The following is a 26,000-nucleotide window of genomic DNA, read 5'->3' on the forward strand; positions in this document are numbered from 1 at the left end:
ACGAATCAAAACAGCACCCGCAGGCATGACCTGCGGGTGCTGCCGTCCACCGCATTTATTCGACCGGTCAGCTTTTCGGCAGGCCGGGTGGGTTGGTTCTCGATTCCGGCAAGGCCTCTTCCGAAAGCTGCCAGCGTTCCAGTATCTTCGCGTAAGCGCCGCTCTTGATCAGATCGTTGGTGGCGAGCGTCAGCGCATCGGCCAGTCCCGAACCCTTGCGGGTGGTGATGGCGACATCCGAACGTTCCGGCCAGCCGGCGGAGAGTGTTCCGACACGCTTGATGGTCTTGTCACGCGCGGCGATGAAGACCAGCTGCGCATGCGGCTGGACGATCACATCCGCCCGCCCGGCAGAAAGCGCGACAAGCCGGGTGGCCTCGTCGTCATAATATTGCAGCTCGAGCGGTTTTAAACCGGCGGCTACATTCTCGTCATTCCATTTCAGCAGAATACGCTCCTGATTGGTGCCAGCGCCGACGATGATCTTCAGGCCCGCCGCATCCTTCGGCTCATTTATGGCGGTGATGCCGCTGTCGGACTTCACGAAAAAGCCGTGCAGGCCCTGACGATAGGTGGAGAAGTCGAACTTCTCCTTGCGCTGCTCGGTCACCCCGACATTGGAGATGACAGCATCGTATTTGCCGGAGGCAAGCCCCAGCGGCCAGTCGGCCCAGGCGACAGCAACCAGCTCAAGCTCAAGGCCGAGACTATCAGCCACCGCAAGCGCATAGTCCGGATCGGCACCCACCACGGTCTTGGCGTCCGTCGCATAGGTCGCGAGCGGTGGTCCGCCAGGTGCAACCGCGACCGTGAGTTTGCCCGGGGTGATGAACTTGAAATCTTTCGGGATGGCGGCAATCGCTGCGGGGTCTTTTTCTACCCTGATCCGGCCAGGCTGGTCTGGCGAAAGATCGAAGACATCAGTTGCGAAAGCCGACCCGAAAGCGGCGACAGAGAGAAAAACGCCGAACGTGACTGTGGCAAGACGAGAGGTGAGTGCCATTCTGGCTCCCCGATAAAATGAATTGCGGGACGGAGGTAGCGCGGACGGGAGGAGGCCCGCGCTACCGGCTGAGTGATGTCCCACCTTCAACTCAGCTTTGTGGAAACTCAGCTTTCTGGCAGCAAACCAGCACTCAGCTCTTGGGCAGACCGGGCGGATTGGTGCGGGATTCGGTGATGGCTTCCGAACCGAGGTTCCAGCGCGCGAGAGCCTTGCCGTAATTGCCGTTCTTGATCTGGGCGTTCAGTGCCGCCGTGATGGCTGCGGCAATTCCGGCATCCTTTTTGGAGGCAACGGCGATTTCCGCCGCTTCCGGCCAGCCGCCGGAGAAGGTACCAACGAGCTTGGTCTTCTTCTGGCTTGCTGCCTGGAAGGCTGACGTCGCGTTGGGGCCGAGATAGGCGTCCGCGCGGCCGGATTGCAGGGCGACATCGAGCACGGCCTGATCGTCGTAATATTGCACATCGGTGTCTGCCAGACCCTTGGCCTTGTTGTCCTTGATCCATTTCAGCAGGATCTGCTCCTGATTGGTGGCAGCGCCGACGATGACCTTCAACCCGGCAACATCCTCGGGCTTGCTGATGCTCGTCACCTTGCTGTTGCTGCCGACGTAAAAGCCGAGCAGGTCGTTGCGGTAGCTGGAGAAGTCGAACTTTTCCTTGCGGGCTTCAGTGACCGTGATGTTGGAGGTGACGGCATCATATTTGCCGGAGGTGAGACCCAGCGGCCAATCGGCCCAGGCGATGGGAACTAGCTGAAGTTCAAGGCCAAGACTGTCAGCAACCAGCTGCGCGATATCCGGCTCCACGCCAATAGGCGTTTTCGTATCGCTGGCATAATCGACCAGCGGCAGCCGGAAAGGCACGGTCGCGACCGTCAACTTTCCATCCGCGACGAACTTGTGGCCAGCGGGCAGAAGCTTGATCGCTTCTTCCACCTTCTCGGCGCGCACTCGCCCCTTCTGCTCCGGCGACAGGTCGATTTCCTGCGCATGCGCAGCCGGTATCAGCGCGGTGGTAGCGGTGAAAAGACCGCCTGCAAGGAACGACAATAATTTCGATGAAAAAGCCATGCGAGTGTTTCCTTTGTTGTTTTGATTAGAGAACTTTTGCGAGGAATTCGGCGGTGCGGGGATGTTCAGGGCTGTTGAACACCTGGTCCGGCGTGCCTGTTTCGATAATGCGGCCCTGTTCCATGAAGACGACCCTGTCGGAGACTTCACGGGCAAAACCGATTTCATGGGTAACGATGATGAGCGTGACGCCGGAGCGGGAAAGCTCCTTGATGACATCAAGCACTTCGTTGACGAGTTCAGGATCGAGCGCGGATGTCGGCTCATCGAACAGCAACACCTTCGGCCGCAACGCCAGCGCCCGGGCGATCGCCACGCGTTGCTGCTGACCGCCGGAGAGCTGACGGGGATAAGCGCCAGCTTTTTCGGCAAGGCCGACGCGAGCCAGAAGATCGCGCGCCTCGGTCTGCGCCTGCTCTTTCGATATGCCACGAACGGCGATGGGTGCTTCGATGATGTTTTCAAGCGCGGTCAGATGCGGGAACAGGTTGAAGCTCTGAAACACCATGCCCACTTCGGCGCGGCGCTTGAGGATTTCCCGTTCCTTCAGCTCATAAAGCGTATCGCCCTTTTGACGATAACCGACCAATTCACCGTCTATGGCGATAAAACCGTCATCGACACGCTCGAGATGGTTGATGGAGCGCAGCAATGTGGACTTGCCGGAGCCGGATTGGCCGAGAATGGTGGTGACACTGCCCGCCGGAATGGAAAGGCTGATATCATCAAGCACCTTCAGCGACCCGAAGGATTTCGAAACGCCATGAATATTGACCGACCCGCCACGATTTCCGAGCTGAAAGCTCACGGCACGGGCAGGCACCGAACGCTCGGGACTTGCGGCTGTCGTGGCCACCGTTTCCACGGCTTCAGGCAAGGGTTTGCGCGGCAGGAAGGTGCGGTAAATCGTGGCGAACAGTGACGGCGGCGGATTGCGCAGTGCACCGCGTGAAAAATGCCGCTCGATATGGTGCTGCACGATCGAAAGCGCCGTCAGTATCACTAGATACCAGACGGTCGCGACCATCAGCAGCGGGATCACTTCCAGATTGCGGCGATAGATGATCTGGATCGTGTAGAACAGCTCCGGCAGGGCAAGGATATAGACCTGCGAAGTCCCCTTGGCGAGGCCGATGATGTCGTTGAAGGCGGTGGGCAAGATGGAGCGCATCGCCTGCGGCAGAACGATGCGGGACGCCTGCCGCCGCCGGGGAAGGCCGAGTGCTGCGGCAGCCTCAAGCTGCCCCTGATCAACCGAGAGAATGCCGCCACGGACGATTTCGGATGCGAAGGCGGCCTGATTGAGCGTCAGCCCCAGAACGGCGGCCGCAAACGGCGTCATCAGCTGCGTGGTATTCCAGCTGAAGAAGTTGATGCCGGTATAGGGCACACCGATCGTCACGGTCTCATAGAGATAACCGAGGTTGTTGAGGATCAGCAAAAGCACGATCAGCGGAATGGATCGAAAAATCCAGATATAGGTCCAGGATACGGCAACCAGCAGCGGCGAGCGTGAAACGCGGGCAAGCGCCAGCAGCGTTCCCAGCGCGAAGCCGAGCACCGCACCGAGCGCGGTCAGCAGCAGCGTCCGTCCTAAGCCGATCAACACCGGTTCAGCGAAAAACCATTCCGCAAAGACATCCCAGCCCCAGCGCGGATTGCCGAAAACGGAATGCAGAACGGCCGCAATGATGAGTACGGAGAAGACTGTTCCCACGGTCCGCAAGGGGTAGCGGGCCGGCACGATGCGGAAATGGGAATACCCACCCTTGATCGGTTCACCCTTCTGCTCGCTCAATGCAACATGCGGAAAATCAGAGGCTATCGTCATCTGAAAAAGCCTTTCACGGGTGGGCCGGGGAAGAATGCGGCCGGGCCGCCGGTATCGACGCGCCTTCCGCAACGGAGGCGGAGGCGCTATCGGCAAGCCATTTTTCGAAAGGCAGCGACCTGATCGTTTCAGGATCGGCCGACGTATCGAACAACGCGCGATAACCGTTGGTGAGATATAGGCCGACCGCTTCCGGCTGGCGGAAGCCCGTGGTCAGATAGACACGGGCGTAACCCTGCCGGATCGCCTGCCGCTCCAGCTCCTGAAGCACTATTTTGGCAAGCCCCTGCCGACGGTGGGCCGAATGGGTCCAGACCCGCTTGAACTCGGCGGTTTCCTCGTCGTAGCGCATGAAGGCACCGCCGGCGATCGCCTTGCCGCCACGCAAGAGCAGCAGGAAATTGCCCGACGGCGGGCTGAAAGCCTCCGGCGGATATTTGTTAAGTTCCGCCTTGGCGCCTTCTGCGTTGAAATATGTGCCGTAGCGGCTGTCATATTCGAACAGCAACTCCTCCAGAAGCGGAGTTGCGAGCGGATCCTTGACCGATGTGTAGAGAAAACTGTCGCTCATCTCATTGTCCTAAACTCGTTGCATCAGGAGAGGTATGCTTCGGCCAGGCGCACCCAGAAGCGTGCCGCAGGCGCAATGATCGCATCGTTGAAATCGTAGTGAGGGCTGTGCAGCGGCGCGCTGTCGCCATTGCCGACGAAGAGATAGGAGCCCGGCCGCTCCAGAAGCATGAAGGCGAAATCCTCGCTCGCCGTACGCGGCTGAAAGCCTTCTGCAACCTGTTCGGCTGGAAAATGCCGTTTGGCGACGTCGCGGGCAAAAGCTGTCTGCCTGATGTGATTGATGACGGGGGGGAAGCCACTCGAGTAGGTGACATCGGCGCTTGCGCCGAAGCTTTCCGCCTGTGCTTTGGCAAGGGCGGGAAGCCGCTCCTCCAGTCTGTCGCGCACGGCGGGCGAAAAGGCCCGCGCGGTAATCTGCAGTTCGACACTCTCGGGAATGACGTTGGAAGCAGTTCCGCCATGGATGGAGCCTACCGTCAGCACCGCCATGTCTCGCGGGTCGACATTGCGCGAGACGATGCTCTGCAAGGCGGTGACGAAGCTTGCCGAGGCAAGAACCGGATCAACCGTTTCATGCGGCGCCGCCCCGTGCCCGCCCTTGCCGATGATCCGAACCTTCGCCTTGTCGACGGAGGCCATGGCAGGCCCTTCGACAAAGCCGAATTGTCCGGTTTCGACACCCGGCCAGTTGTGCAGCCCGAACACGGCATCGACGGGAAACCGCTCGAAAAGCCTGTCCTTTATCATCGCTCTAGCACCCGCACCGATTTCCTCGGCGGGTTGGAAAATCAGCGTCAGCGTGCCGGAAAAACTCGATGTTTCAGCTAGATAACGGGCAGCGGCGAGCAGGATAGTCGTGTGACCGTCATGACCGCAGGCATGCATCACACCCTGTGTCTGGCTGGCATAGGCAAGACCGGTTTCCTCGACGATGGGCAGGGCGTCGATATCGGCGCGGATACCCAGACGCTTGTCACCATGACCACGTTTCAAGGTGGCGACGACGCCATGGCCCCCGACACCCTCGGTCACCTCATATCCGAAGGAGAGGAGATAACGGGCAACGAGCGCCGCCGTGCGCTTTTCCCCAAGCGAAAGCTCCGGATGTCGGTGAAGATCGTGCCGGATGGCGATGCTTTCCTCGATGAAGGCAAGGATTCCCCGTTCGGCGTCGTCCTGCGGACGCGCGCCGTCAATGCGGATATTCATGGTTCTGGTCTCCTGCGCTGCGCTTTACCCGCACAGCACCTTGAAATTCTCTCCGGGCGGCAATGGCTGCCGCCCGACCCCGCTTTTATGCGATCGCCTTGCTGGAACCGCTTTCAGCGTGGGAATAGATGCTCTCCTTGAAAGGCAGGCCGAGATGCTCACGCAGCGTTCTGCCTTCCAGATGCGGTTCGAAATATCCGCGCCGTTGCAGCACCGGTATGACGAGGCGGATGAAATCATCCAGCCCTTCGGCAATCACCGGGAAGCCCAGAATGAAACCGTCGGCCGCATCGTGCTCAACCCAGCGGATGATCTCGTCCGCCACCTTGTCCGGAGTTCCGATGAAACCTTCGCGCGGGGTCGCCGCCTCCAGCGCCGCTTCGCGCAACGTCTGGCTCTTTTCCTTCGCACGGCGCTTGATGCGGTCGGTCGTCGAACGGAAGCTATTCTTGCCGATCTCGCCAAGTTCGGGGAAAGGCTCATCCAGCGGATAGACACTGAAGTCGTGGTGGTCGAAGAAACGGCCGAGATAGGCGAGCGCATCCTCGATGGTGATGAGGTTGCGGATGATGTTGTATTTCGCTTCCGCCTCCTCCTGCGTCTCGCCCACAATCGGCCCGATGCCAGGGAAAATCTTCACGTCGGCAGCGGACCTGCCCTGCGCGACAGCACTCTGCTTCACGCGCTTGAGGAATGTCTGGTTTTCCTCGAGCGATGCAGAATTAGTAAAAACGGCGTCGGCATGTTTGCCCGCAAGCCCGATACCGGCATCCGAAGAACCCGCCTGGAAAATCACCGGCTGTCCCTGCGGCGAACGCTGGATGTTCAGCGGACCTTCCACCTGGAAGAAGCGACCCTTGTGGCCGAGCGTGTGGAGTTTTTGCCTGTCGAAGAACTGTCCCGTCTCGCGGTTACGCACGAAGGCATCGTCGTCCCAGCTGTCCCACAGGCCCTTGATCACCTCCAGATATTCATCGGCGATCTCGTAGCGCAGCGCATGTTCGGGATGGTTGCGGCTGTAGTTTTTCGCCGTACCTTCGAGTGGCGTCGTCACTGCATTCCAGCCGGCCCTGCCACCGCTCAGAAGATCGAGCGAGGCGAACTGGCGCGCGATGGTGAAGGGGTCGCTGTAGGAGGTCGAAACCGTGCCGGCAAGACCGATCTTCGAGGTGACGGAGGCCAGCGCCGAAAGGATGGTCAAAGGCTCGAACCGGTTGAGGAAATGCGGAATGGACTTGTCGTTGATGTAAAGCCCGTCGGCAACGAAGGCGAAGGCGATGCCGGCGGCTTCTGCCTTCAGCGCGTTCTTCCTGAAGAAATCGAAGTTGACGCTGGCATCAACAGGGCTTTTCGGGTGCCGCCAGGCGTTCATGTGCCCGCCGGGGCCCTGGAGCATGATGCCGAAACGGATTGTCTTTTTCGTCATGTCATTTCCTCCTGAGGACAAGTTCACGCGGCCCTGGAAAGGCGGTGTGTGGCCAGCAATTCGATCGAGGCGAGCCTCTGATCGGCCCCCACATGCGGCGGCTCCACGATGAATTCCTCGATACCGTGCTCATCGGAAAGCGCGCGCAGCGCCTTGTGAATATCGTCCGGCCCGCCATGCAGGACGTTGGGCTTACGCTCCTCGATGCGATAATCGGTATCGCCGGACTGGCGGGCGAATTCTTCCGCCTGTTCACGGCGGCCAAGGTTGAACGCCTTGCCGTCGCTGAGGAACACCCGGTAGATGCGCTGACCTTCCACCTGCCGCGCCGCATGGTCGGGATCACTGGCGGCAAAGACGGAGAGGGCAAGGATCGGCGCCCTGCCGCCGCTCTCCTCACGGAAAGCCGACAGGCTGCTGCGAAGAACCTCCGGATCACCATTGAGGTGGCCGGCAAAGACGAAATTCCATCCTCTGGAAGCTGCAAGCCTTGCGCTTTCCGGGCTGGCACCGAGCAGAAACCGTTCCACCGCAACCGGCGGCACCGGTGTTGCCTGCAACCCGGCCTGCGCATGCCCCTGCGGCGCGGCACCGGAGAGAAACGTGGTAAGTTCACCAAAAGCCGTTTCGAAATCCGGCTTGCGGGCGGGATCATAGGCCTGCTGTAGGGCAGACGTCGCAAGCGGCAGCCCGCCCGGTGTCTTGCCGACGCCGAGATCGACCCGACCGGGGGCGAGCGACGACAACACGTTGAAAACCTCGGCGACCTTGTAGGGGCTGTAATGCTGCAGCATCACGCCGCCCGAGCCGACGCGGATACGAGAGGTCTTCGCCAGAATCCATGCAACCAGCGCTTCCGGCGCGGAACCGGCAAGCTCCGGCGAATTGTGATGTTCTGCCACCCAGAATCGGCGATAGCCCAGTTCTTCGGCGCGTTTGGCGAGATTGATCGTGTCGCGGAACGCGCTTGCCGCGTTCTCACCCGTTGGAACAGGGCTCTTGTCCAGCAAACTGAGAGTATACATCATCACCTCGCACGTCTTTTGATGCATACTTTGTCTACTGATTTTATATAGTAATAAAGGACGTTCGTTCCACGTTGCGACGCGATCAGAGAAAATATTGTTTCCCGCTATGGTTTCGGCAGGCGTCTTTGGCAAAGCAATCCGAAACGATGAGGAAACAGGGCGAAAAACGATGGTGTAAAGCCGCTTTGTGCATCGAGCCGGGACGAAACGGACTTGCGCGGGAATTCGGTAAAAACTACTTAGTAAGTTGAGAACACCATAACCCGGCACTCAGAAGGTGCTGGCCCTCTTTGCGGATCATGCGATGTTGACCAAAAAAGGCAAATACGGACTGAAGGCTCTTGTCGATCTGGCGCGGTTGCCCCAGGGCGAGACCGCCTTTGTGACCGAGATTGCAACCCGCAACAATATTCCGAAAAAATTTCTGGATACTATTCTTCTGGAACTGCGCAACAGCGGCATTCTGCGTTCCAAGAAGGGACCGAATGGCGGTTATTCGTTGTCGAAAATGCCATCGGAAATCATGATCGGGCAGGTCATCCGCACGCTGGACGGGCCCTTGGCCCCCATCCGCTGTGCCAGCCGCACCGCTTTTGAAGCCTGCGACGACTGCGACGATCCCGAGACCTGTCAGGTCAGGGTTTCGATGACGGACGTGCGGGACGCCATTGCAACAATCCTGGACAATATGACGCTCGCACAATTCGTGGCAAAAGGCGGACAAGACGCGCAATTTATTCCGGCAGGCGAATAAGCGCCGTTTACTGCCGGCGCAGATCGTCTCCCAGGGTCGCAATCAGCCCGGATTCGCTTGCACCATCGATAAGGCCGAGACGGGCCATTAGAATTTCCAGCGTGATGGCATTGTTGCGGACAGAGCGAAAGGTCACGCTTTCCGCCCCCACCTGCGCCGCATCGATATTGGCCGCGAGGCGGGAAATCTGTGCCTTCAGCAATTCGATTGCGAGAAATATTTCGCCGATAAGGGGGCGCGCATCACCTTCCTCGGCCAATCTGTCAATCAGCAACGCTGAAAGCTCACGCTGTTTCTCACCCAGAGCCACGGCGGCCTTCAGAAGGGTGAAAACGGAGGCTGCCAGATTTCCAGCGCCCTGGGCAAGAAACGCGACCTGATCGGCGCGCAGCAGGCCGTCCCATGATGTATCCGGGCGATTGCGAAGAACAACGAGCACGGCCTGCCCTGCCGTGTTGACTGCCGGGACAACGATCCAGTCTGCATCTGAGGTAACAGATCGGGCAATGTCATCGGGCAGCCGCAAGCCATAGTCGTCGCCAGTCAACAGAACCGCCTGATCCACGCCGGCGTCAGATGAGGCAAGCGCAAAAGTCTCGCCAAGATCGAGGCGGGCGAAGAGGGTCTTGCGCTGCTCTTCGCTACCGGCGTTCCTGATGAATTCAAGCGCCGTGAAGTGTTCGGCAAGCGCATGCGCCGCCTCCGCATCCGCCGCGGAAATAATCGAGAGAGCTTGCGAGAGAACGTCGTTTGTGATGTCCGCCCCGCCCAGATCGTTTGGAACGGAGAGGGCGAGAAGGCCGGAACGGGCAATCCGCGCGTGGATTTGTGCGGCACTTTCCACCGCGCATTTTTCGGCAATCGTCCGGGCAACGGTCAGTACATCCCCATCCGCGCCGAGACGCGGGGACACGAAACGAATTCTTTCGCCGAGCGGCGTGACAGATCCCATGCTCAACTCCCTCAAAGAATGACCCAGTGAAAGCGCCGGAAAGGCCGGAGCTCAGTCCAGCGAATGATAACGGCCGTTTTGATAGACCAGCGAGTGACCCGACCCGATGCGGATCGCCTCCACCTTGCCGATGATGATGACGTGGCTGTGGCGCTCGATCGCCTCCTCGATGGTGCAATCGATCGCGGCGACGGCGTCCTCGAGGATGGGCGCGCCGCTCGCCAGACGGGTCCATTCCGCGCCGCGATAACGGTCCACACCTTTCAGACCGCCAACACCGGCAAACTGGTTGGCGATGAACTGATGGTTCGGGCCGATAATATTCACCGCCAGATGGCCGAAGCGCTGCACCACAGGCCATGTGGAGGAGGAGCGGTTGAGCGCAACCAGAATTCTTGGCGGATCGACCGACAGGGCTGTGGCGGATGTTACCGTAGCACCCGTGCGCGCATCACCCTCGCCCGCCGTAATGACGCTGACACCGCCGCCCAGCGTCCTGAGCGCCGCCTTAAGGCTATCGGCATCCGGCGCCTTGCCAGAGACGGGATCGCGGAGATTGATGAATTGTTGATCCTTGGCCGCATATTGCAATGTCATCGATCGCTCCTGAAAACAGCTTGTTGCTCAATAGTTAGCAGCGGCGGCGGGGCGTGAAATAGACATCGTTTTCCATAATACTTATATTCTATGGAAATAATGTTTTATATGCCGCTCTCCCGTGAACGCTCCGCCGAATGACGCCCATCGGAAAGGCTAACCGGAAGACAGGGCCGCCTGCCTTCCGGCGATTGATCACGAGCCGGATACCAGCTTGACGTTACCGCCGTGGCCGCCGCCGCCGAAAACCTGTTTCGTGCCGAAAGACGAACGGATCTGATTACGTGGCCCATCAAGCCCGATTTCCGGAAACAGCAATTCGGATAGACGGTAGGCTTCCTCCAGATGCGGATAGCCCGATGCGATGACGGTATCGATGCCCAGCGCCTGATACTCCCGCAGCCGCGCCGCAACTGTCTTCGGCGAACCCACCAGCGCGGTGCCGGCGCCGGAGCGGACAAGACCAATTCCCGCCCACAAGTTCGGAGAGACTTCAAGCTGGTCACGCCGGCCATTATGCAGCGCCCGCATCCTTGCCTGACCGACCGAATCCGACGCCTTTAAGAAGGCCTCCTGAGCGGAAGCGATGGTTTCGTCGGAAAGCTTGGAAATCAGTTTGTCCGCATCGGCCCAGGCCTCCTCATCGGTTTCGCGCACGATGAAATGCAGGCGAATGCCGAATGTCACTTCTCGCCCCTTTTTCGCTGCGGCGGCGCGAACCTTGGCGATTTTTTCCGCCACCTGTGCCGGCGGCTCACCCCAGGTCAGATATTTGTCGGTGATACCGGCCGAGAACTCGATCCCGGCATCGGAGGAGCCGCCGAAATAAAGCGGCGGACGCGGTTCCTGCACCGGTGGCAGGCCGAGCCTGGCACCCTGCGCCTTGATATATTTGCCGTCGAGATCTCCTTTGCCAGTTTCGATCAACGAATTGAACACCTGGAAGAACTCGTCAGCGTGGTCGTAACGCTCGTCGTGCGGCAGGAAGATGCCATCACCAGCCAGCTCCTGCGCGCTGCCGCCAACGACGATGTTGAGAAGCAGCCGACCATGGGAAACACGGTCCAGCGTGGAGGCCAGCCGCGCATAATAGGCCGGCGAGGCAACGCCCGGACGGATGGCGACGAGGAATTTCAGTTTCTCGGTATAGGCGGCGAGATTGGCCGCGAGGATGAAGGATTCCTCGCAGGCGACGCCGGTGGGAATAAGCACCCCGGAATAACCGAGCCGATCCGCAGCCTGCGCTATTTCCCGGAAATAGCCGGGATCGGCGGGACGCGACAGATCGTCGGAGCCAAGATAGCTGCCGTCGCCTGAGGTGGGTATGAACCACAGAAAATCGAGTGGTTTGTCAGCTGTGCTCATCGACAGGTCCTTTGCAATCCGCCCATCGGGCAATTCGGCTGGGTACTAAAAGGGTAGCCAATTCCCCGCAGCGTTTAAGAAATTTTGTTCCAATTTCCGTGCCGCAAGGAGAGTTTATCTCCGCTGGGAAATGGGTCTGGGAAGCGAAAACAAACCTTTCGCCTCCCTGTGTCAGAGGACCGGATAAAGTCCGAGCATCGCGAAATTCATTTCGTAAATCTCTTCCCGCTCAAGGTCGAGATCGCTCTTTTCCCGCTTGATACGACCGGAATGATCCAGCGGCTGGAGCCTGCCCTGATCATCCCCTCGCGGCCTACGCCTGGCCAGACCGAACAGATCGACAGTAAACGCATGAAGTCCCTGCGGCATGTGCGCCTCCTTTGGTCAATTCGCTCTATCCTCCGGCGAGCGCCCAGATTGGTCAATATTTTCCATAAAATTACTATTCTATAATTGGCGGATTGCCGGCAAACGTGGACTAAGGTTGCGGCAGCGGGAAAAATTCCGTTTCGAACCGCCAATAAAGGGGGCATCGCAATGGCACCGACACGACGGCCGCTCAAAGCACGGACTTGGGACGAAAAGACTATAGAGCGCCGGCATCACCCTGCAGCAGCGCACCGTGCAGAACGGGTGATCCGCGCTTCCTCGATCTGCTGGCCTTGATTTCGGACGCCGCTTTCAGGCGTGCGAAAAGAGCATAGCCCTCGGACCACCGGCCGAAACCGGCGGCAATATTGATGTGTCCAACGGAGCCGAGATTGACGATATCGCTTCCCCAGTCAGCAGCGGTGCGGGCTAACTCGTCCGGATTCATATAGGGGTCGTTCATGCTACCTACGACGAGACTGGGGAAGGTGAGCGGCGACCGAGGAAATGCGCCAAAGCGGACGATGCATGGATGCATTGCCTCCACTCTGTCGAGATGGGCGGGCGCCACCAGAAGCGCACCCCTGATTTTGCTGGCCACGGGTCGTGTCGCCATATTGGCGACAAGCAGGCAACCCAGGCTGTGGGCGACAATATAGGCGCTTTCGGTTGCGGCGAGCGCCGCTTCCAGACGCTCAAGCCAGTCTTCAAGAACCGGGCATTCCCAATTCTGCTGATCGACCAGCTGCGCCTCCGAATCTTCCAGCAGCCAGTGCCGCTGCCAATGCCCCTCATCCGAACCGTTGAGGCCGGGGACAATCAAGGTGGTACACATGCCTACTCCGTGGTTTGCGGGCGGGGTGTGCCAAGAATGGTGAATTTCGCAATTTTAGTCGACTATTGCCTTGCTCAGCTTTTCCGAACTCGAGAAAAATCGATCCATGCAATTCCGTTCTGGCAAAAAATACGTCCTCGGCAGCGGGCCTCAAAACTGCGCATGTGGAATCATTGCCTAAAATATTTTCCATAGAAAATATGTTCTAATCGAGCAAACCGCGCGGAAAGCTTTTCCTCTGCCGCATTCCAAAAGAAACGCCGCTGCTTGGCCGTGCCGCCGCCGGTTTGTCATTCTCGCACTATCGGAGACCTAAACCTCCCGAACCTCAAAATGGCAAATGCCGAGCCTCGGCAGGGCCATTCCACCGCGACATAAAGTGAAAATTCAGGCGGATAATGTGAGCAGCACGAGCGAATTTCTCTGGTACATCCCCAATGACGTCAAACCCGGACATCGGGGCGACGCCGTCAGCGAAAACCACAACAGCCTCGATACTTTAACTACCCATGCCAAGGCGCTGGAAAACCATGGCTGGAAGGGCGCGTTGATCGGCACCGGCTGGGGGCGTCCGGATACCTTTACGGTTGCGGCGTCGCTTACCGCGCGTACCACCACTTTCGAGCCACTGATCGCTATCCGCCCCGGCTACTGGAAGCCGGCCAATCTCGCATCGGCCGCCGCCACGCTCGATCAGCTTTCTGGTGGCCGGGTACGAATCAATGTCGTTTCCGGCCGGGACGAGCTTGCGGCCTATGGCGACGAAGAAGGCGATCAGGCGCAGCGTTATGCGCGCACGAAGGAGTTCATGCGGCTGGTGCGGCGGCTCTGGACTGAGGAAAACGTCACTTTCAATGGCGACCATTTCCGGGTCAAGAACTCCACCGTCTCGCCGCGTATCAGCGAGAGTGCCGGCCGGCCACATCCCAAACTTTATTTCGGCGGCGCGTCCGAGGCCGCCGAACAGGTTGCCGCAACTGAAGCCGATGTCCAGCTCTTCTGGGGCGAACCGCTCGCCGGCGTGCGCGAAAGGATCGAACGTCTCAGACATTTCAGTGAGACCCTCGGCCGTGACCTGCCGCCGCTGCAATTCGGTCTGCGGATCACCACGCTGGTGCGCGAAACCACGGCTGAGGCTTGGCGCGATGCGGAAGCAAAGGTGGCGGAGATGGCTGCGAACAATGGCGTGCGCTGGAACGATCATCTGCAAGGTGTCGCAGTCGGCCAGCGCCGCCTGCTGGATCTGCACACGCAGAGCGATGTGCTGGACGACAATCTTTATACCGCACCCGGCAAATTTGGCGGAGGCGGTGCCGCAACGACATGGCTCGTCGGTTCGGCGGAAGACGTCGCCGCGTCGCTGCGCAAATACCGCGCGCTTGGCATCACCCATTTCGTGCTTTCCGACACGCCCTATCTTCAGGAAATTGAACGGCAGGGCGACAAGCTGTTACCGCTACTGCGGGACTGATGCGGGCGGCGTTAACATGGGCGGCCTGCCGAACAAAGCCGCCCATGTCTTCTACGGTCAGCCGCCAACAGCCTTGATGCTCTGACGGCCGAGGATAGTTCGGATCATGTGGCTTTGCGGCGCATGCGCCCTTGCCGTTATGGCGTCGCGGTGATGCCGCTCGAGATTATAGTCCCGGCGAAGGCCGCGATTGCCGCCGAGCTCCAGCGCCAGATCCGTCACTGCTACCGCATTGTCGATCACCACATGACGAACGGCGAGCGCATCCGTGCCTACCCTCTCACCCGCATCGATATCACGCGCGACGGAGCGGAGCAGACGCCTGTTGGCCGCAAGAAGTACCTCGATCTCGCCCAGACCTTCCTGAATACGGGGAATGGATGACAGCGGCGCGCCGAGGCTTGCCGGAACATGGCCTGTCAGATGGCGCAAGAGGGCGTCACGCGCCGAAAGCGCGACACCATGATAGACGGAGGCCAGCAGCACGAAGAAATTGTAACCGTCCGCCTCATCCCGCCGCAACGGCTCGTCCGCCGGCTGTTCGGCAACGATATCGGCGAGCGGCACCCTCACATTCTCAAGCAGGAGATCATCGCTGGCGGTGGCATACATTCCGGTCGCTTCCCATGCCTTTTCCCGGCCGATGCCCGGCGCATCGAGCGGGACCAGAAGCTGGATCAGGCGCGGCACCTCTTCCGTCGTGACGGCAAGTACAATCGCCCATTTCAGACCCGGCAAGCCGGTGACGAAGCTCTTGCGGCCATTGACCACCCAGAAATCGCCCTCGATCCGCGCCGTCGTTTCCGGCAGTCCGCCATGGGCCGGGGAACCGATCCCCGGCTCTGCCTGCGCATTGTTCAGAAGCGCCCGCTCCCTGTTATTGGCTGCCAGCACTTTTGCCGCGAGATCTGCCGGCCACCTGCCGCGCCGGATGGCAGCATGAACGCTGTAATGCATGGCAAGGATGAGGGCGGTTGACGGATCACCCTTGGCAATGGCGGCGATGACGGCATGCGCGGTTTCCATGCCCTCCCCCCAGCCACCGTCCTTTTCAGCCGTCACGAGACCAAGCAGGCCAGACTTGAAAAGCGCCTCGAAATTACCGGCGGCGAATTCGCCGCTTTTGTCATACTCCGCCGCGGTCAGGCTGAAATCTTCGGCGAGCGCGGTTGCGATGGCGACGGGATTCAAGTGCTGCTCCGGGCTTGGAACGGCGGATAAAGCGCCGCTCATGCCACCGCCCTTTCACTGGCCGTGACAAAACGGTCATCGATCCACGCAGCGAGATCGAAGTCGTTTTCAAGGAAACCCCATTGATGCAGGAAATCCTTGTAATGGCCGACGGCGGCGACGAGGTCTGCATCGAGGCCAAGACCTAGATGGCGGTGGACATCCGGGCCGTTGGCGGCCAGAACCTGCTCTTCGGTCGCACCCGCCTCGCGCGCGATAAAACGGCGGGTCTCTTCCGGATGCTGCTCTGCCCAGAGCGAGGCTTTGGCAATGGCGGCAACCAGCCGCTCCACCAGATCGGGGCGCTCATCGGCAAGCCGACCGTCGACGGTCAGCACGCGGGGAGAGCCGGAGTTGATACGTATCTTCGGGTCGGGGTGAAAACCGAATTCCGCCACCTGCACGGCGCCGATCAGGTTCGCGGCGGCGATACCGGCAGTACCCTTGACGAAAATCGCATCGACCTCACCCCGCAACAGCGCGATGATCTCCTCACCGAAGGATTGTCGCCGCTTCAGGCCGAAAAGGGATGGTCCCTCCTGTGTCGCCAGCACGGAATCCTCGATCACGATATCCTTCAGCTCGATATCCTCGACCTTAAGGCCCTCCAGCGAAAGCGCCGAAACGATGCCCTTCAATGCTGTCGCTCGCATGAAATCGACAATCCCATCAGGTCTGCGCGGCACACCGAAACGGCGGCCGACGAGATCGGCAAGCGAGCGGATACCGGTTTCCGGAAGGGTGATGATCGCCTGGAACTCATCGGTCCAGGTAATGCCGATAAGACGCGTATTGCGCCCTTCCGAGCGGGCGCGGATAGGGGGCACATTACCGCCGTGGCGGAAGGACCATTCCAGCGTGTGGTTGAAGTGGCTCTGCCGCACAGAACGATCCGGTGAATCGATGATGGATTTCAGCGATATCCCCACATCCTCAAAGGTCTGCGCGAGATAACCGAGCTGCGCCGCAAGCCCCACGGGCGTGGGCACCGGGCAACGTGTGTACCAGATTTCAGAAAGTGTCGTGCTCATGGCTTTGGCCTCGATGAAAACGATGACACCAGAAAGCGATGCTGCGGTGCCCGTCGACGAAAGGGAGATGTCCCTGCCCGCCGCAAACGGCGGGCAGGGTCTGGCGAGACGATCAGGATGCCGCGATATGCGCGAAGGCCAGGCTGCCCGCGACGCCTTCTGCACCGATCGTGTGATCGGCAATGCGCTTGTTGAAGATGGTGATTTCAGGTGCCGCAACGATGTCGATGGCAGGAACGTCATCGACGAGGATCTGCTGTATTTCCTTCCATTGCGCGACGCGCTTGTCCGGATCGATCTCGACAGCGGCAGCTTCGAGCAGCGCATCCACCTTGGGGTTGCTGTAGGCGGCGCCATTGGAGAAGGGCACACCCCTCTTGAAGTTCTTGGACCAGTAGAGCCGCTGCACACCGACTGTCGGGTCGAAGAGATTGCTCATGCCCTCGTAGGCAAAGTCGAAATCACGATCCGTGTAGATGCGCTTCGTGTAGGTGGCGAAATCCTGCGTCCGCACCGTCACATCCACGCCGACCTTTGCCAGTGCCTGGCGAATGTAATCTGCGCCGCGCGGATAGGCTTCGGTGCTCGGCACATAGTCCAGATTGAGCTTGAAACGGATGCCATCCGCGCCGCGCTTGTATCCCGCCTCGTCCAGCAGCGCTTCGGCCGCCTTCAGATCGATCGGATAGGTCTTCAGATCCTCGACAAACCATTTCGTCAGCTTCGGATTGATCGGGCCGGTGATTGTCGCGCCATAGCCATAATTGACCGTGTTGAAAATGACTTTGCGGTCGATCACATGCGCGAAGGCACGGCGGACGCGGACGTCCTTGAACACGTCCTTCTCGAGGTTGAACTCCACGCGGCTGATAGAATTCGAATATTGATATCCATTCGTCTCGAAGCCGAGGCTCGGTAGCTCCTTCAGGCGGTCGAGATCGCTATAGGCGACAGGGGTGCTCGGTGCGAGATCGATCTCACCGGTTTCGATTGCGATGGCACGGGCCGACGCATCTGGAATGAAGCGAACAATCAGCTTGTCGAGATAGGGGCGCGGCGCATCCCAATAATCGGCATTACGCTCGAAAACGATATGACTGCCCCGCACCCACTCCTTGAACTTGAACGGACCGGTGCCGATGGGTGCGAGATTGACCGGATTTTCGGTCACTTTCGTACCCTCATAAAGATGTTTCGGCACGATGGGCGTTTCGGCGGCGGCAAGCGCCGTAATCAGATAGGGCGCAGGTTTGGAAAGAACCAGAACCGCCGTCAGCTCGTCCGGCGTCTCGACAGCAGTGAGGTTCAGGAAGGTATTGCGCCCGCGCGGATGCACTTCCTTGATGGTGTTGATGGAGAACGCCACATCGGCAGATGTGAAAGGCTTGCCGTCATGCCATTTTACACCGGGTCTCAGATTGAAGGTGTAACGCAGGCCATCGCCGCTGACATCCCATGATTTGGCCAGGAGCGGCTTGGGATTGAGGTCGAAATCATAGGTCAGCAGCCCTTCTGTGACCTTGGGCGATATATAGACGGAATTATAGGCTGTGTGTGCGATCGTCGTCAGCACCGGCGGCTCCGATGAGATGAGTAGGGTGGCTGTGCCACCGCTTGCCGGCTCCGCCGCGTTGAGCTTCAGCCCCGGCAACGACACCACGCCAAGAGCCACCGACGCCAGCAGAAGTCCGCGGCGCGTCGTCTGGTTGAAAACAGTCATGCGATACCTCTCCTTAATTGAACCGGCGAAAAACCGGCAAAACTGAACGGCCGCGCTTGGGAAGAAGTTTGTTCCGCAGACGAGAGTGAGATTGGCATGAAGCACCAACCATTCTCATAAATAGGAATTATCTTTTCTTTATGGCGCATTTTTCCGTAAATTTCAGAAAATAATTCTATTACTCTTTGACAAATTCCATAAAATTAGTCAACTAATACCAACGCCTTTACGGGCCGATTTCATGTTTTCAAGCGAATGGACTGGAGCCGATGTCGAATTCGAAACGGATTTTATCGCAGGCAAGGCGGGTGGCCATTCAGGCCGTCCCGACGGTTCTCGGTATCGTCATCCTGAACTTCTTCCTGCTGCAGCTGGCGCCTGGTGATGCGGCTGACGTGCTGGCCGCGGAAGCGGGTTCGGCGACCGTCGAGACCATGGCCGAAATTCGCTCACGCTTCGGGCTCGACCTGCCGGTCGTCCATCAGCTCGTGAACTATCTCGGCAATCTGGCCCAGTTCAGCCTTGGCTTTTCACCCCGCTACGGCATGCCGGTCGCCGATCTTATCGGCCAGCGATTGCCCGGCACGCTGGCGCTGATGGGAGCAGCACTTGGCATTGCGATTTTCGTCGGCGTTTTCCTCGGCTCCATCATGGCGCTCTTTTCCGGCAAGCTGCCGGACCGGATCATTTCGATTGGCTCGCTAATCTTTTATTCCGTGCCGGGATTCTGGATCGGCCTGATGCTTATCCTCACCTTCTCGGTCAAGCTCGGCTGGCTTCCGTCTGGCGGCGACAGCACCATCGGCAGCAGCCTCACCGGCCTCGACGCCCTTCTGGACAGGCTGCGCTACATCGTTCTCCCCGCCCTTTCGCTGGCGCTTTATTTTCTGGCGATTTATGCCCGCCTCACCCGCGCGGCGATGCTGGAAGTCAAATCCCAGGACTATGTGCGCACGGCACGGGCAAAAGGCGTTTCGCCTTTCCGGCTCACCACACGCCATATTCTGCGCAACGCGCTCATCCCGATCACCACCATGGCCGGCATGCATATTGGTGGCCTGCTGGGCGGTGCGGTCGTGGTCGAGACCGTCTTCAGCTGGCCAGGCCTTGGCCGTCTTGCTTTCGAGGCCGTCATGGCCCGCGATTTCAGCGTGCTGCTCGGCATTCTGCTTCTCTCTTCCCTTGTCGTCATCATTGTCAATGCCGCCGTGGACCTGTTGCAGGCATGGCTCGACCCCCGCATCGGAGAAAGCCGATGAATTCCTCCCAGACATCAGCAGTTCTCGACGCGGCCGAACTCAGTGCCGAAGAGAGCAATCCCAAACCTAAAAAACCTGAAGAAAAAGTCTGGCCCTATATCCATGCGCCGGACGCGCTTTCAGCCCGCTCCGTCTCCGTGCCGCGGCGCGGCTTGCGGCGGGAACTGAAGATTTTCCTGACCAATCCCAACGCCATCGTTGGGCTGCTGTTTCTTGCCACCGTCCTCATCGCCGCTGTCACGGCCCCGCTGATCTATCCGGGCGATCCGCTGGAAATGGTTGCCCGCCCCTTCCTCTGGCCCGGCCAGAATCCAGCCTATCCGCTCGGCACCGATTCCATGGGTCGTGATGTGCTGGCAGGCATCGTGCATGGCGCACGCATCTCGCTCACCGTCGGTGTCGTCGCCACCCTGATCGGGCTGACGATCGGCATAACAATAGGTGCTTTCGCCGGTTATTTCGGTGGCGTCATCGACGATATTCTCGTGAAGATCATCGAAATCTTCCAGACATTGCCGAACTTCGTGCTGCTGGTGGTGCTCGTCGCCATTGCCCAGCCTTCGGTCACCACGGTAACCTCGGCAATCGGCATCATTACCTGGCCACTTGTTGCGCGCCTGACCCGCGCCGAATTCCGCGCCATCCGCGAGAAGGACTATGTGCTTGCCGCACGAAGCCTCGGTTATGGCCATGCGCGTATCGTGTTTCAGGAAATTCTGCCCAACGCCCTGCCGCCGATCATCGTCACCTCCTCCGTCATGGTGGCGGGTGCGATCCTCATGGAAGCAGCCCTTTCCTTCATGGGACTTGGCGACCCCAACCGTGTTTCCTGGGGTTCGATGATCGGGTCGGGACGCGACGTCATTCGCACCGCCTGGTATCTGACCGCCCTTCCCGGCCTCGCCATCGTCTTCACCGTCATTTCGCTGAACCTCATCAGCGACGGTCTCAACGATGCGCTCAACCCCCGTTTTTCGGAGGAACGCCGATGAGCAAACTTATCGAAGTCCACGATCTTTCCGTCAGCTTCGGCTCAGCCCAACCGGTCAAGGGCGTCAGCTTCGATGTGGAGTCCGGCGAAATGCTTGCAATCGTCGGCGAAAGCGGCTCGGGAAAATCGCTGACTGCGCTCGGCCTGATCGGCCTGTTGCCGTCGCATGCAAAAACCGGCGGGCGTGTTCTGCTCGAAGGCCGCGATCTGCTGCCGCTTTCCGAGCGGCAGTGGCGCGGCATTCGCGGCCGCGATATCGGCATGATCTTTCAGGAACCGATGACATCGCTGAACCCGGTCCTGACGGTGGGCGAACAGATCGTCGAGGTGCTGCGCATCCATGAAAGGATCGACAGGCACCAGGCGCGCAAACGCGCCATCGAGCTTCTGGACCTCGTCAATATTCCCGACGCCCAGCGCCGCGTGGACGATTATCCGCACCAGCTTTCCGGCGGCATGCGCCAGCGCGTCATGATCGCCATCGGCGTTGCCTGCAATCCCAAACTACTGATCGCCGACGAGGCGACGACCGCGCTCGACGTGACGATACAGGCGCAGATCCTGCAGCTGCTCGACAATCTGCGCCGCGATCTCAACATGGCCGTCATCCTCATCACCCACGATCTTGGCATCGTGGCGCAATGGGCCGATCGGGTCATGGTCATGTATGCCGGCCGCAAGGTGGAAGAAGGATTACCTGAACCGGTTTTCTCCAATCCTTACCACCCCTATACGCGCGGCCTGCTGGCTGCCTCTCCGCGCGCCGAAGACGGCCAGCATTATCGCGACGGGCCACTCATCGAAATTCCGGGTTCAATCGTTTCCGCCACGGGGGAGCGCGGCTGCGCCTTCCGGCCACGCTGTCCGAGCGCCCGCGGTTTCTGCGGGCAGTTCGTACCGCCGCTGAGGCTCGTCTCGGAAGGCCGCTACGCCGCCTGCCCCTTCGTATCCCCCACATCCCAAGAGGTATCCGATGACGCTCTTGTCAGTGCATAGTCTTTCCACCCACTATTCGGGAGGACGCGGAACAGTCCGCGCCGTCGACGATGTGTCGCTCGACATCGAGGCGGGCGAGACCGTGGCGCTGGTGGGTGAATCAGGCTGCGGCAAATCCTCGCTCGGCAAGTCGCTGATGCGGCTGGTGGAGCCCACTTCCGGCAGGATCACCTTCAAGGGCGCCGATGTCACGGCGATGTCGTCGTCGCAGCTGCGCGGCATCCGCCGCCGCATCCAGATGATCTTTCAGGACCCATTCGCGTCGCTCAATCCGCGCCAGACGGTGCGAACCATCCTTACCGGGCCGTTGAAGGTGCACGGCATTGGCGACAGGGCGCAACAGCGGGAGATCGTCGAGGCGATCGTCGCGCAGGTGGGTCTGCCGCCTGATGCACTCGACCGCTATCCGCACGAGTTTTCCGGCGGCCAGCGCCAGCGCATCGGCATTGCCCGGGCGCTCGTTCTCGAGCCGGAACTGGTCGTCTGCGACGAGCCTGTCTCGGCGCTCGATCTTTCCATCCAGGCGCAGATCCTCAACCTTCTGGTGGAGATGAAGAAACGGCTTTCGTTGTCCTATCTCTTCGTATCCCACGACCTTTCGGTCGTACGCTATTTTTCCGATCGCGTTCTCGTCATGTATCTCGGCAAGATCGTGGAAAGCGCGCCGACCGCGGAGCTTTGGGCCTCGCCGAAACACCCCTATACCCGTGCGCTTCTCGCAGCCGTTCCCGATCCCGCGCGCCGCAAGCAGGCAGCGCCCATTTCCGGCGACCTGCCGAGCCCCCACAACCCGCCATCCGGCTGCCGGTTTCACACCCGCTGCCCGCTCGCCACCGATCTCTGTCGCGAAAAAGCGCCGGATTACACCCTTTTCGGCAAGAACCACGCCGTGGCTTGCCACCATGCCCAATAAACTGAAGGAGCAACCATAATGGTCGACTATCGCTATCTCGGACGCAGCGCGCTGAAAGTTTCACCGCTGAGCCTCGGCACGATGATGTTCGGAGGCCCGACGCCGGATGACGTGGCCTTCCGCATCATCGACAAGGCACGCGAGCAGGGCATCAACTTCATCGACACTGCCGATGTCTATCACGACGGCAAGTCGGAAGAAGTCGTTGGTCGCGGTATCAAGGCCAGTCGCGATCACTGGGTTCTGGCAACGAAATTCGTCAATTCCCACACCAAGGGTCCGAACCTTGGCGGCCATTCGCGCAAATGGGTGATCGAGACCGTCGAGAATTCGCTTCGCCGTCTCAACACCGACTACATCGATATCCTCTATTTCCACCGCGCCGTCTTCGACGCGCCGCTGGAAGAACCGGTACGCGCCATTGCCGATCTGATCCGTGCCGGCAAGCTGCGCTATTTCGGCGTTTCCAACTTCCGGGGCTGGCGCATTGCGGAAATTTCGCATTTGGCCGATCAGCTCGGCATCGACCGGCCTATCGCCAGCCAGCCGCTTTACAACATCGTCAACCGCACAGCCGAAGCCGAGCAGCTGCCCGCGGCACATAATTACGGGCTGGGCGTCGTTTCCTATTCGCCGCTGGCACGTGGCGTGCTGACCGGCAAATATCAGCCGGGTGAGCAGCCGGGCGCAGATACCCGTGTCGGCCGTGGCGACAAGCGGGTTCTGGAAACCGAATGGCGCCCCGAGTCGGTCGAAATCGCCCAGAAGGTTGCGGCGCACGCCGCATCAAAGGGTGTTTCGGCAGCGGATTTTGCGCTCGCCTGGGTGCTGAACAACAAGTTCGTCACCGCCGCGATCACCGGCCCGCGCACTGAAGACCATTGGGACGGTTACGTCCGCGCCCTCGATGTGAAGATCGATGCGGAAGACGAGGCGCTGGTCGACAGCCTTGTGACGACAGGCCATCCCTCGACACCCGGCTTCAACGATCCGAGCCATCCCGTCGAAGGCCGCGTGCCGCGCAATATCGAACCGGCTCCCCGCCCGGTCGTCAAGCCGCGCGCGGTCGCCTGATCGTCCAGAAGAAAATGCCTGCGGCGCGACCGTGCCGCAGGTCATCACATCCGCTCAGGGAAAATCCGCAATGTCCAATCCTAAAATACAGACCGCAACCACCGATAATTCCGGCGTGCCGAGCCGAGACGACATTCTGGCCCGCGCCAGGGACATTGCGGCTGTTGCCGCCAAGGATGCCGCTCGCCGTGAGCGTCAGCGGGAACTTCCCTTCGAAATCTTCGGCCTGATCAAAGAAGCCAGGATCGGCACGCTGCGCATCCCCGAGGCCAAAGGCGGGCCGGGAGGCTCGATTGCGGACTATATAGAAGTGCTGATGATCCTCGGGGAAGCCGACAGCAATATTCCGCACGCACTCCGCAGCCATTTCAATTTCACCGAAAACCTCGCTCTCACACCGATCGAGCTTGAGGATCGGCGGCACCTCGAAAATGTCCTCACCGGCAAGCTCTTTGCGGGCGCCAGCACGGAACAGGGGACCAAACGCCCCGGTGAAATCACCACGCGCCTCAGCGCCGATGGCGACCGTTATCGTCTGAACGGCCGCAAATGGTATGCGACCGGCACCGCCTTCGCAGATTTCGGCACCTTTAGCGCTGTCGGCGACGACGAACAGCCGATCGGCGTCCTCATTCCGCTTGATCGGCCCGGGATCACCATTCTCGACGACTGGGACAGCATGGGCCAGCGCATGACGGCAAGCGGCGGCGTTTTGCTTGAAAATGTCGAGGTGCTCCCGCATGAACTGACGACCCGCAAGCTCGGCAGCCAGATCGGGCGCCACAGCTCGGCCATGCGACAATTGCACCTCGCTGCCTCTGCCGCCGGTGCCGTTCAGGGTGCACTCAACGATGGCATCGCCTATGTTCTGCGCCAGGCGCGCACGACGCTCCACAGCAGCGCCGAAACCGCCAATCAGGACCCCTTTGTGCAAAAGATGCTCGGCGAGATCAGCGCCGGTGCCTTCGCCGTCAAGACGCTGATCCGCGAGGCGGCAAGAACGCTCGACAGGACCGCCGCCGCCTTTTCCAGCGGCGACGAAGAGGCGATAGAAGCGGCTTTGCTGGAAGGTTCTCTCGCCACCGCCCGTACCCAGATCATCGCATCGCAGCTTTCGCTGACGGTCGCCACCAACCTTTACGAACTCGGCGGCGGATCGGCGACGTCCAGCGAGCGGAATTTCGACCGCCACTGGCGCAACATCCGCACGGTCTACAACCACAATCCGCTTGCCCACAAGGCGCGTGTCATCGGCGACTACTATCTCAACGGCACCACGACGCACCTCAGGGAAGGCCGGGTGTTCTAGCGATGAAGGGAAAACGGCCATGAGAACGGAATTCATCCCTCCTTCGGTCGCAAGAGCGGCTTTCCGGTTGCCGACGCTTTCCCGGCTGCCGCCGCTGACGGCCCTGCGCGCATTTGTCGTGGCCGCGCGTCACGCCAGCTTCTCGCGGGCGGCGGAAGAACTGCATGTCTCGACTGCCGCAATCGGCCAGCAGGTGCGCATTCTGGAAACCCATCTCGGGCAAACACTCTTCAGCCGCCAGCGCGGCGAACTGGTGCTGACCGAGGCCGGCAGCACGCTTTACCCCGGCCTTGCGGACGCTTTCGAGACTATGATCGGCAGTCTTTCCGATCTCATGGCCTCCGGCGGCCGGCGGCAGATGAAGGTTCTGGCGGAAGGCTGTTTTGCGGCCCGATGGCTGGCACCACGGTTGGGAACCATCGTTCCAGCCCTTGGAGACGTAGAAATCTCGATTGAATCTCTCGAGGGCGATACCATCGACCTCACGCATTTCGATGCCGATTGCGCGATTGTCGCCACCCACGGACAAATCCCCGGTTTCATCCACGAACCGCTTTTTGCCGACGCCGTCAGTGCCGTCTGCACCCCGGATTTTGCCACCCGCCACCAGCTTGGTGGTGAACCCGAGCGGCTTCGGGATATCTCTTTTGCGATGTTACGCGGCAACGGCGCCGATGCTGCCTTCGAATGGGCAAATTGGCTGCGCGCCTGCCGCATTACGCCTCGGCTTTCAGCAACCGGACCGCGCTTTTCGCGTCAGACCGCGCTGATAGAGGCACTCTTGTCCAGCCACGGCATCGGCCTTGCGCGCCACTCGCTCATTTCCGAAGAGCTTCGAACCGGCCGTCTGATCGCACCTTTCGGCGCACCTCAGCCGACCGCCAGCCGGTATCATCTTCTGACCAGTCCTGACAGGCGGCGGCTGCCGGAAATCGCATCTCTACTCGCCTTGTTGCGCGAGGATACACGCTCACTCGAAGCCGCCGCCTGAA

General features: G+C 60.1%; 24 protein-coding genes. 9 read left to right on the forward strand and 15 right to left on the reverse strand.

What is annotated here, in order from left to right; all coding sequences use genetic code 11:
• Positions 1 to 67: 67 nt before the first annotated feature.
• From T18_RS10115 to T18_RS10145, 7 genes are all read right to left on the reverse strand, one after another.
• The gene (locus T18_RS10115) at positions 68 to 1,003 is read right to left on the reverse strand and encodes an ABC transporter substrate-binding protein (RefSeq protein WP_003511082.1); all 936 of its coding nucleotides are present in this window, start codon (positions 1,001 to 1,003) and stop codon (positions 68 to 70) included.
• A gap of 133 nt (positions 1,004 to 1,136) precedes the next feature.
• The gene (locus tag T18_RS10120; protein ID WP_003511084.1) at positions 1,137 to 2,075 is read right to left on the reverse strand and encodes an ABC transporter substrate-binding protein; all 939 of its coding nucleotides are present in this window, start codon (positions 2,073 to 2,075) and stop codon (positions 1,137 to 1,139) included.
• Positions 2,076 to 2,100: 25 nt separating this feature from the next.
• Positions 2,101 to 3,906, reverse strand: coding sequence for an amino acid ABC transporter permease/ATP-binding protein (locus T18_RS10125; protein WP_003511086.1), 1,806 nt, complete (start codon positions 3,904 to 3,906; stop codon positions 2,101 to 2,103).
• Positions 3,907 to 3,919: 13 nt separating this feature from the next.
• Positions 3,920 to 4,477, reverse strand: coding sequence for a GNAT family N-acetyltransferase (locus T18_RS10130; RefSeq protein ID WP_003511088.1), 558 nt, complete (start codon positions 4,475 to 4,477; stop codon positions 3,920 to 3,922).
• A 23-nt stretch (positions 4,478 to 4,500) separates the two neighbouring features.
• Positions 4,501 to 5,688: a M20 aminoacylase family protein gene (locus T18_RS10135; protein WP_003511089.1), complete on the reverse strand. Its 1,188-nt coding sequence runs from the start codon at positions 5,686 to 5,688 to the stop codon at positions 4,501 to 4,503.
• An 85-nt stretch (positions 5,689 to 5,773) separates the two neighbouring features.
• The gene (locus T18_RS10140; RefSeq protein WP_003511091.1) at positions 5,774 to 7,114 is read right to left on the reverse strand and encodes an LLM class flavin-dependent oxidoreductase; all 1,341 of its coding nucleotides are present in this window, start codon (positions 7,112 to 7,114) and stop codon (positions 5,774 to 5,776) included.
• A 23-nt stretch (positions 7,115 to 7,137) separates the two neighbouring features.
• Positions 7,138 to 8,142: an LLM class flavin-dependent oxidoreductase gene (locus T18_RS10145; RefSeq protein ID WP_035251488.1), complete on the reverse strand. Its 1,005-nt coding sequence runs from the start codon at positions 8,140 to 8,142 to the stop codon at positions 7,138 to 7,140.
• A 304-nt stretch (positions 8,143 to 8,446) separates the two neighbouring features.
• Between T18_RS10145 and T18_RS10150 the strand changes: the two genes are divergently transcribed.
• Entirely contained in the window at positions 8,447 to 8,896 is a 450-nt protein-coding gene (locus T18_RS10150; RefSeq protein ID WP_003511094.1) for an RrF2 family transcriptional regulator, read from the forward strand.
• Between the two features lie 7 nt (positions 8,897 to 8,903).
• On the opposite strand, the gene T18_RS10155 is transcribed toward T18_RS10150, so the two are convergent.
• From T18_RS10155 to T18_RS10175, 5 genes are all read right to left on the reverse strand, one after another.
• Positions 8,904 to 9,848 (reverse strand): acyl-CoA dehydrogenase family protein, encoded by a 945-nt coding sequence (locus T18_RS10155; RefSeq protein ID WP_035199523.1) that lies wholly within the window; start codon positions 9,846 to 9,848, stop codon positions 8,904 to 8,906.
• Positions 9,849 to 9,899: 51 nt separating this feature from the next.
• Positions 9,900 to 10,445: a flavin reductase family protein gene (locus T18_RS10160; protein ID WP_003511097.1), complete on the reverse strand. Its 546-nt coding sequence runs from the start codon at positions 10,443 to 10,445 to the stop codon at positions 9,900 to 9,902.
• Positions 10,446 to 10,640: 195 nt separating this feature from the next.
• Positions 10,641 to 11,810, reverse strand: a complete 1,170-nt coding sequence (gene ssuD, locus T18_RS10165) for an FMNH2-dependent alkanesulfonate monooxygenase (RefSeq protein ID WP_003511099.1) — start codon at positions 11,808 to 11,810, stop codon at positions 10,641 to 10,643.
• 171 nt (positions 11,811 to 11,981) lie between these two features.
• Positions 11,982 to 12,179 (reverse strand): hypothetical protein, encoded by a 198-nt coding sequence (locus T18_RS10170; protein ID WP_003511101.1) that lies wholly within the window; start codon positions 12,177 to 12,179, stop codon positions 11,982 to 11,984.
• A gap of 217 nt (positions 12,180 to 12,396) precedes the next feature.
• Positions 12,397 to 13,014 (reverse strand): alpha/beta hydrolase, encoded by a 618-nt coding sequence (locus T18_RS10175; protein WP_003511103.1) that lies wholly within the window; start codon positions 13,012 to 13,014, stop codon positions 12,397 to 12,399.
• A 400-nt stretch (positions 13,015 to 13,414) separates the two neighbouring features.
• Here T18_RS10175 and T18_RS10180 point away from each other — a divergent pair, with 400 nt between their 5' ends.
• The gene (locus T18_RS10180; protein ID WP_003511105.1) at positions 13,415 to 14,485 is read left to right on the forward strand and encodes an LLM class flavin-dependent oxidoreductase; all 1,071 of its coding nucleotides are present in this window, start codon (positions 13,415 to 13,417) and stop codon (positions 14,483 to 14,485) included.
• Positions 14,486 to 14,542: 57 nt separating this feature from the next.
• On the opposite strand, the gene T18_RS10185 is transcribed toward T18_RS10180, so the two are convergent.
• From T18_RS10185 to T18_RS10195, 3 genes are all read right to left on the reverse strand, one after another.
• Positions 14,543 to 15,718, reverse strand: a complete 1,176-nt coding sequence (locus tag T18_RS10185) for an acyl-CoA dehydrogenase family protein (protein WP_035251490.1) — start codon at positions 15,716 to 15,718, stop codon at positions 14,543 to 14,545.
• Positions 15,715 to 16,746, reverse strand: a complete 1,032-nt coding sequence (locus T18_RS10190; protein ID WP_035251557.1) for an ABC transporter substrate-binding protein — start codon at positions 16,744 to 16,746, stop codon at positions 15,715 to 15,717. The genes T18_RS10185 and T18_RS10190 overlap by 4 nt, the downstream gene beginning before the upstream one ends.
• A 112-nt stretch (positions 16,747 to 16,858) precedes the next feature.
• The gene (locus tag T18_RS10195) at positions 16,859 to 18,466 is read right to left on the reverse strand and encodes an ABC transporter substrate-binding protein (RefSeq protein ID WP_003511110.1); all 1,608 of its coding nucleotides are present in this window, start codon (positions 18,464 to 18,466) and stop codon (positions 16,859 to 16,861) included.
• A gap of 269 nt (positions 18,467 to 18,735) precedes the next feature.
• Between T18_RS10195 and T18_RS10200 the strand changes: the two genes are divergently transcribed.
• The 7 genes from T18_RS10200 to T18_RS10230 all read left to right on the forward strand — a co-directional run bounded on the left by T18_RS10200 (position 18,736) and on the right by T18_RS10230 (position 25,999).
• Entirely contained in the window at positions 18,736 to 19,725 is a 990-nt protein-coding gene (locus T18_RS10200; RefSeq protein WP_003511112.1) for an ABC transporter permease, read from the forward strand.
• Positions 19,722 to 20,717 carry an ABC transporter permease gene (locus tag T18_RS10205; protein WP_003511114.1) on the forward strand — a complete coding sequence of 332 codons (996 nt, stop codon included), beginning with the start codon at positions 19,722 to 19,724 and terminating at the stop codon, positions 20,715 to 20,717. Before T18_RS10200 ends, T18_RS10205 begins: the two co-directional genes overlap by 4 nt.
• Positions 20,714 to 21,712: an ABC transporter ATP-binding protein gene (locus tag T18_RS10210; protein ID WP_003511115.1), complete on the forward strand. Its 999-nt coding sequence runs from the start codon at positions 20,714 to 20,716 to the stop codon at positions 21,710 to 21,712. Before T18_RS10205 ends, T18_RS10210 begins: the two co-directional genes overlap by 4 nt.
• On the forward strand, positions 21,690 to 22,625 hold the full coding sequence (locus T18_RS10215) for an ABC transporter ATP-binding protein (RefSeq protein WP_003511116.1): 936 nt from the start codon (positions 21,690 to 21,692) through the stop codon (positions 22,623 to 22,625). Before T18_RS10210 ends, T18_RS10215 begins: the two co-directional genes overlap by 23 nt.
• 18 nt (positions 22,626 to 22,643) lie before the next feature.
• Complete coding sequence (locus T18_RS10220; RefSeq protein WP_003511118.1) at positions 22,644 to 23,699, forward strand: aldo/keto reductase; 1,056 nt, start codon at positions 22,644 to 22,646, stop codon at positions 23,697 to 23,699.
• Between the two features lie 70 nt (positions 23,700 to 23,769).
• The gene (locus T18_RS10225) at positions 23,770 to 25,008 is read left to right on the forward strand and encodes an acyl-CoA dehydrogenase family protein (RefSeq protein WP_003511120.1); all 1,239 of its coding nucleotides are present in this window, start codon (positions 23,770 to 23,772) and stop codon (positions 25,006 to 25,008) included.
• Positions 25,009 to 25,027: 19 nt separating this feature from the next.
• Complete coding sequence (locus tag T18_RS10230) at positions 25,028 to 25,999, forward strand: LysR substrate-binding domain-containing protein (RefSeq protein ID WP_003511122.1); 972 nt, start codon at positions 25,028 to 25,030, stop codon at positions 25,997 to 25,999.
• Position 26,000 lies beyond the last annotated feature (1 nt).

It is taken from the genome of Rhizobium sp. TBD182, from assembly GCF_001950375.1.
GTDB lineage: Bacteria > Pseudomonadota > Alphaproteobacteria > Rhizobiales > Rhizobiaceae > Agrobacterium > Agrobacterium tumefaciens.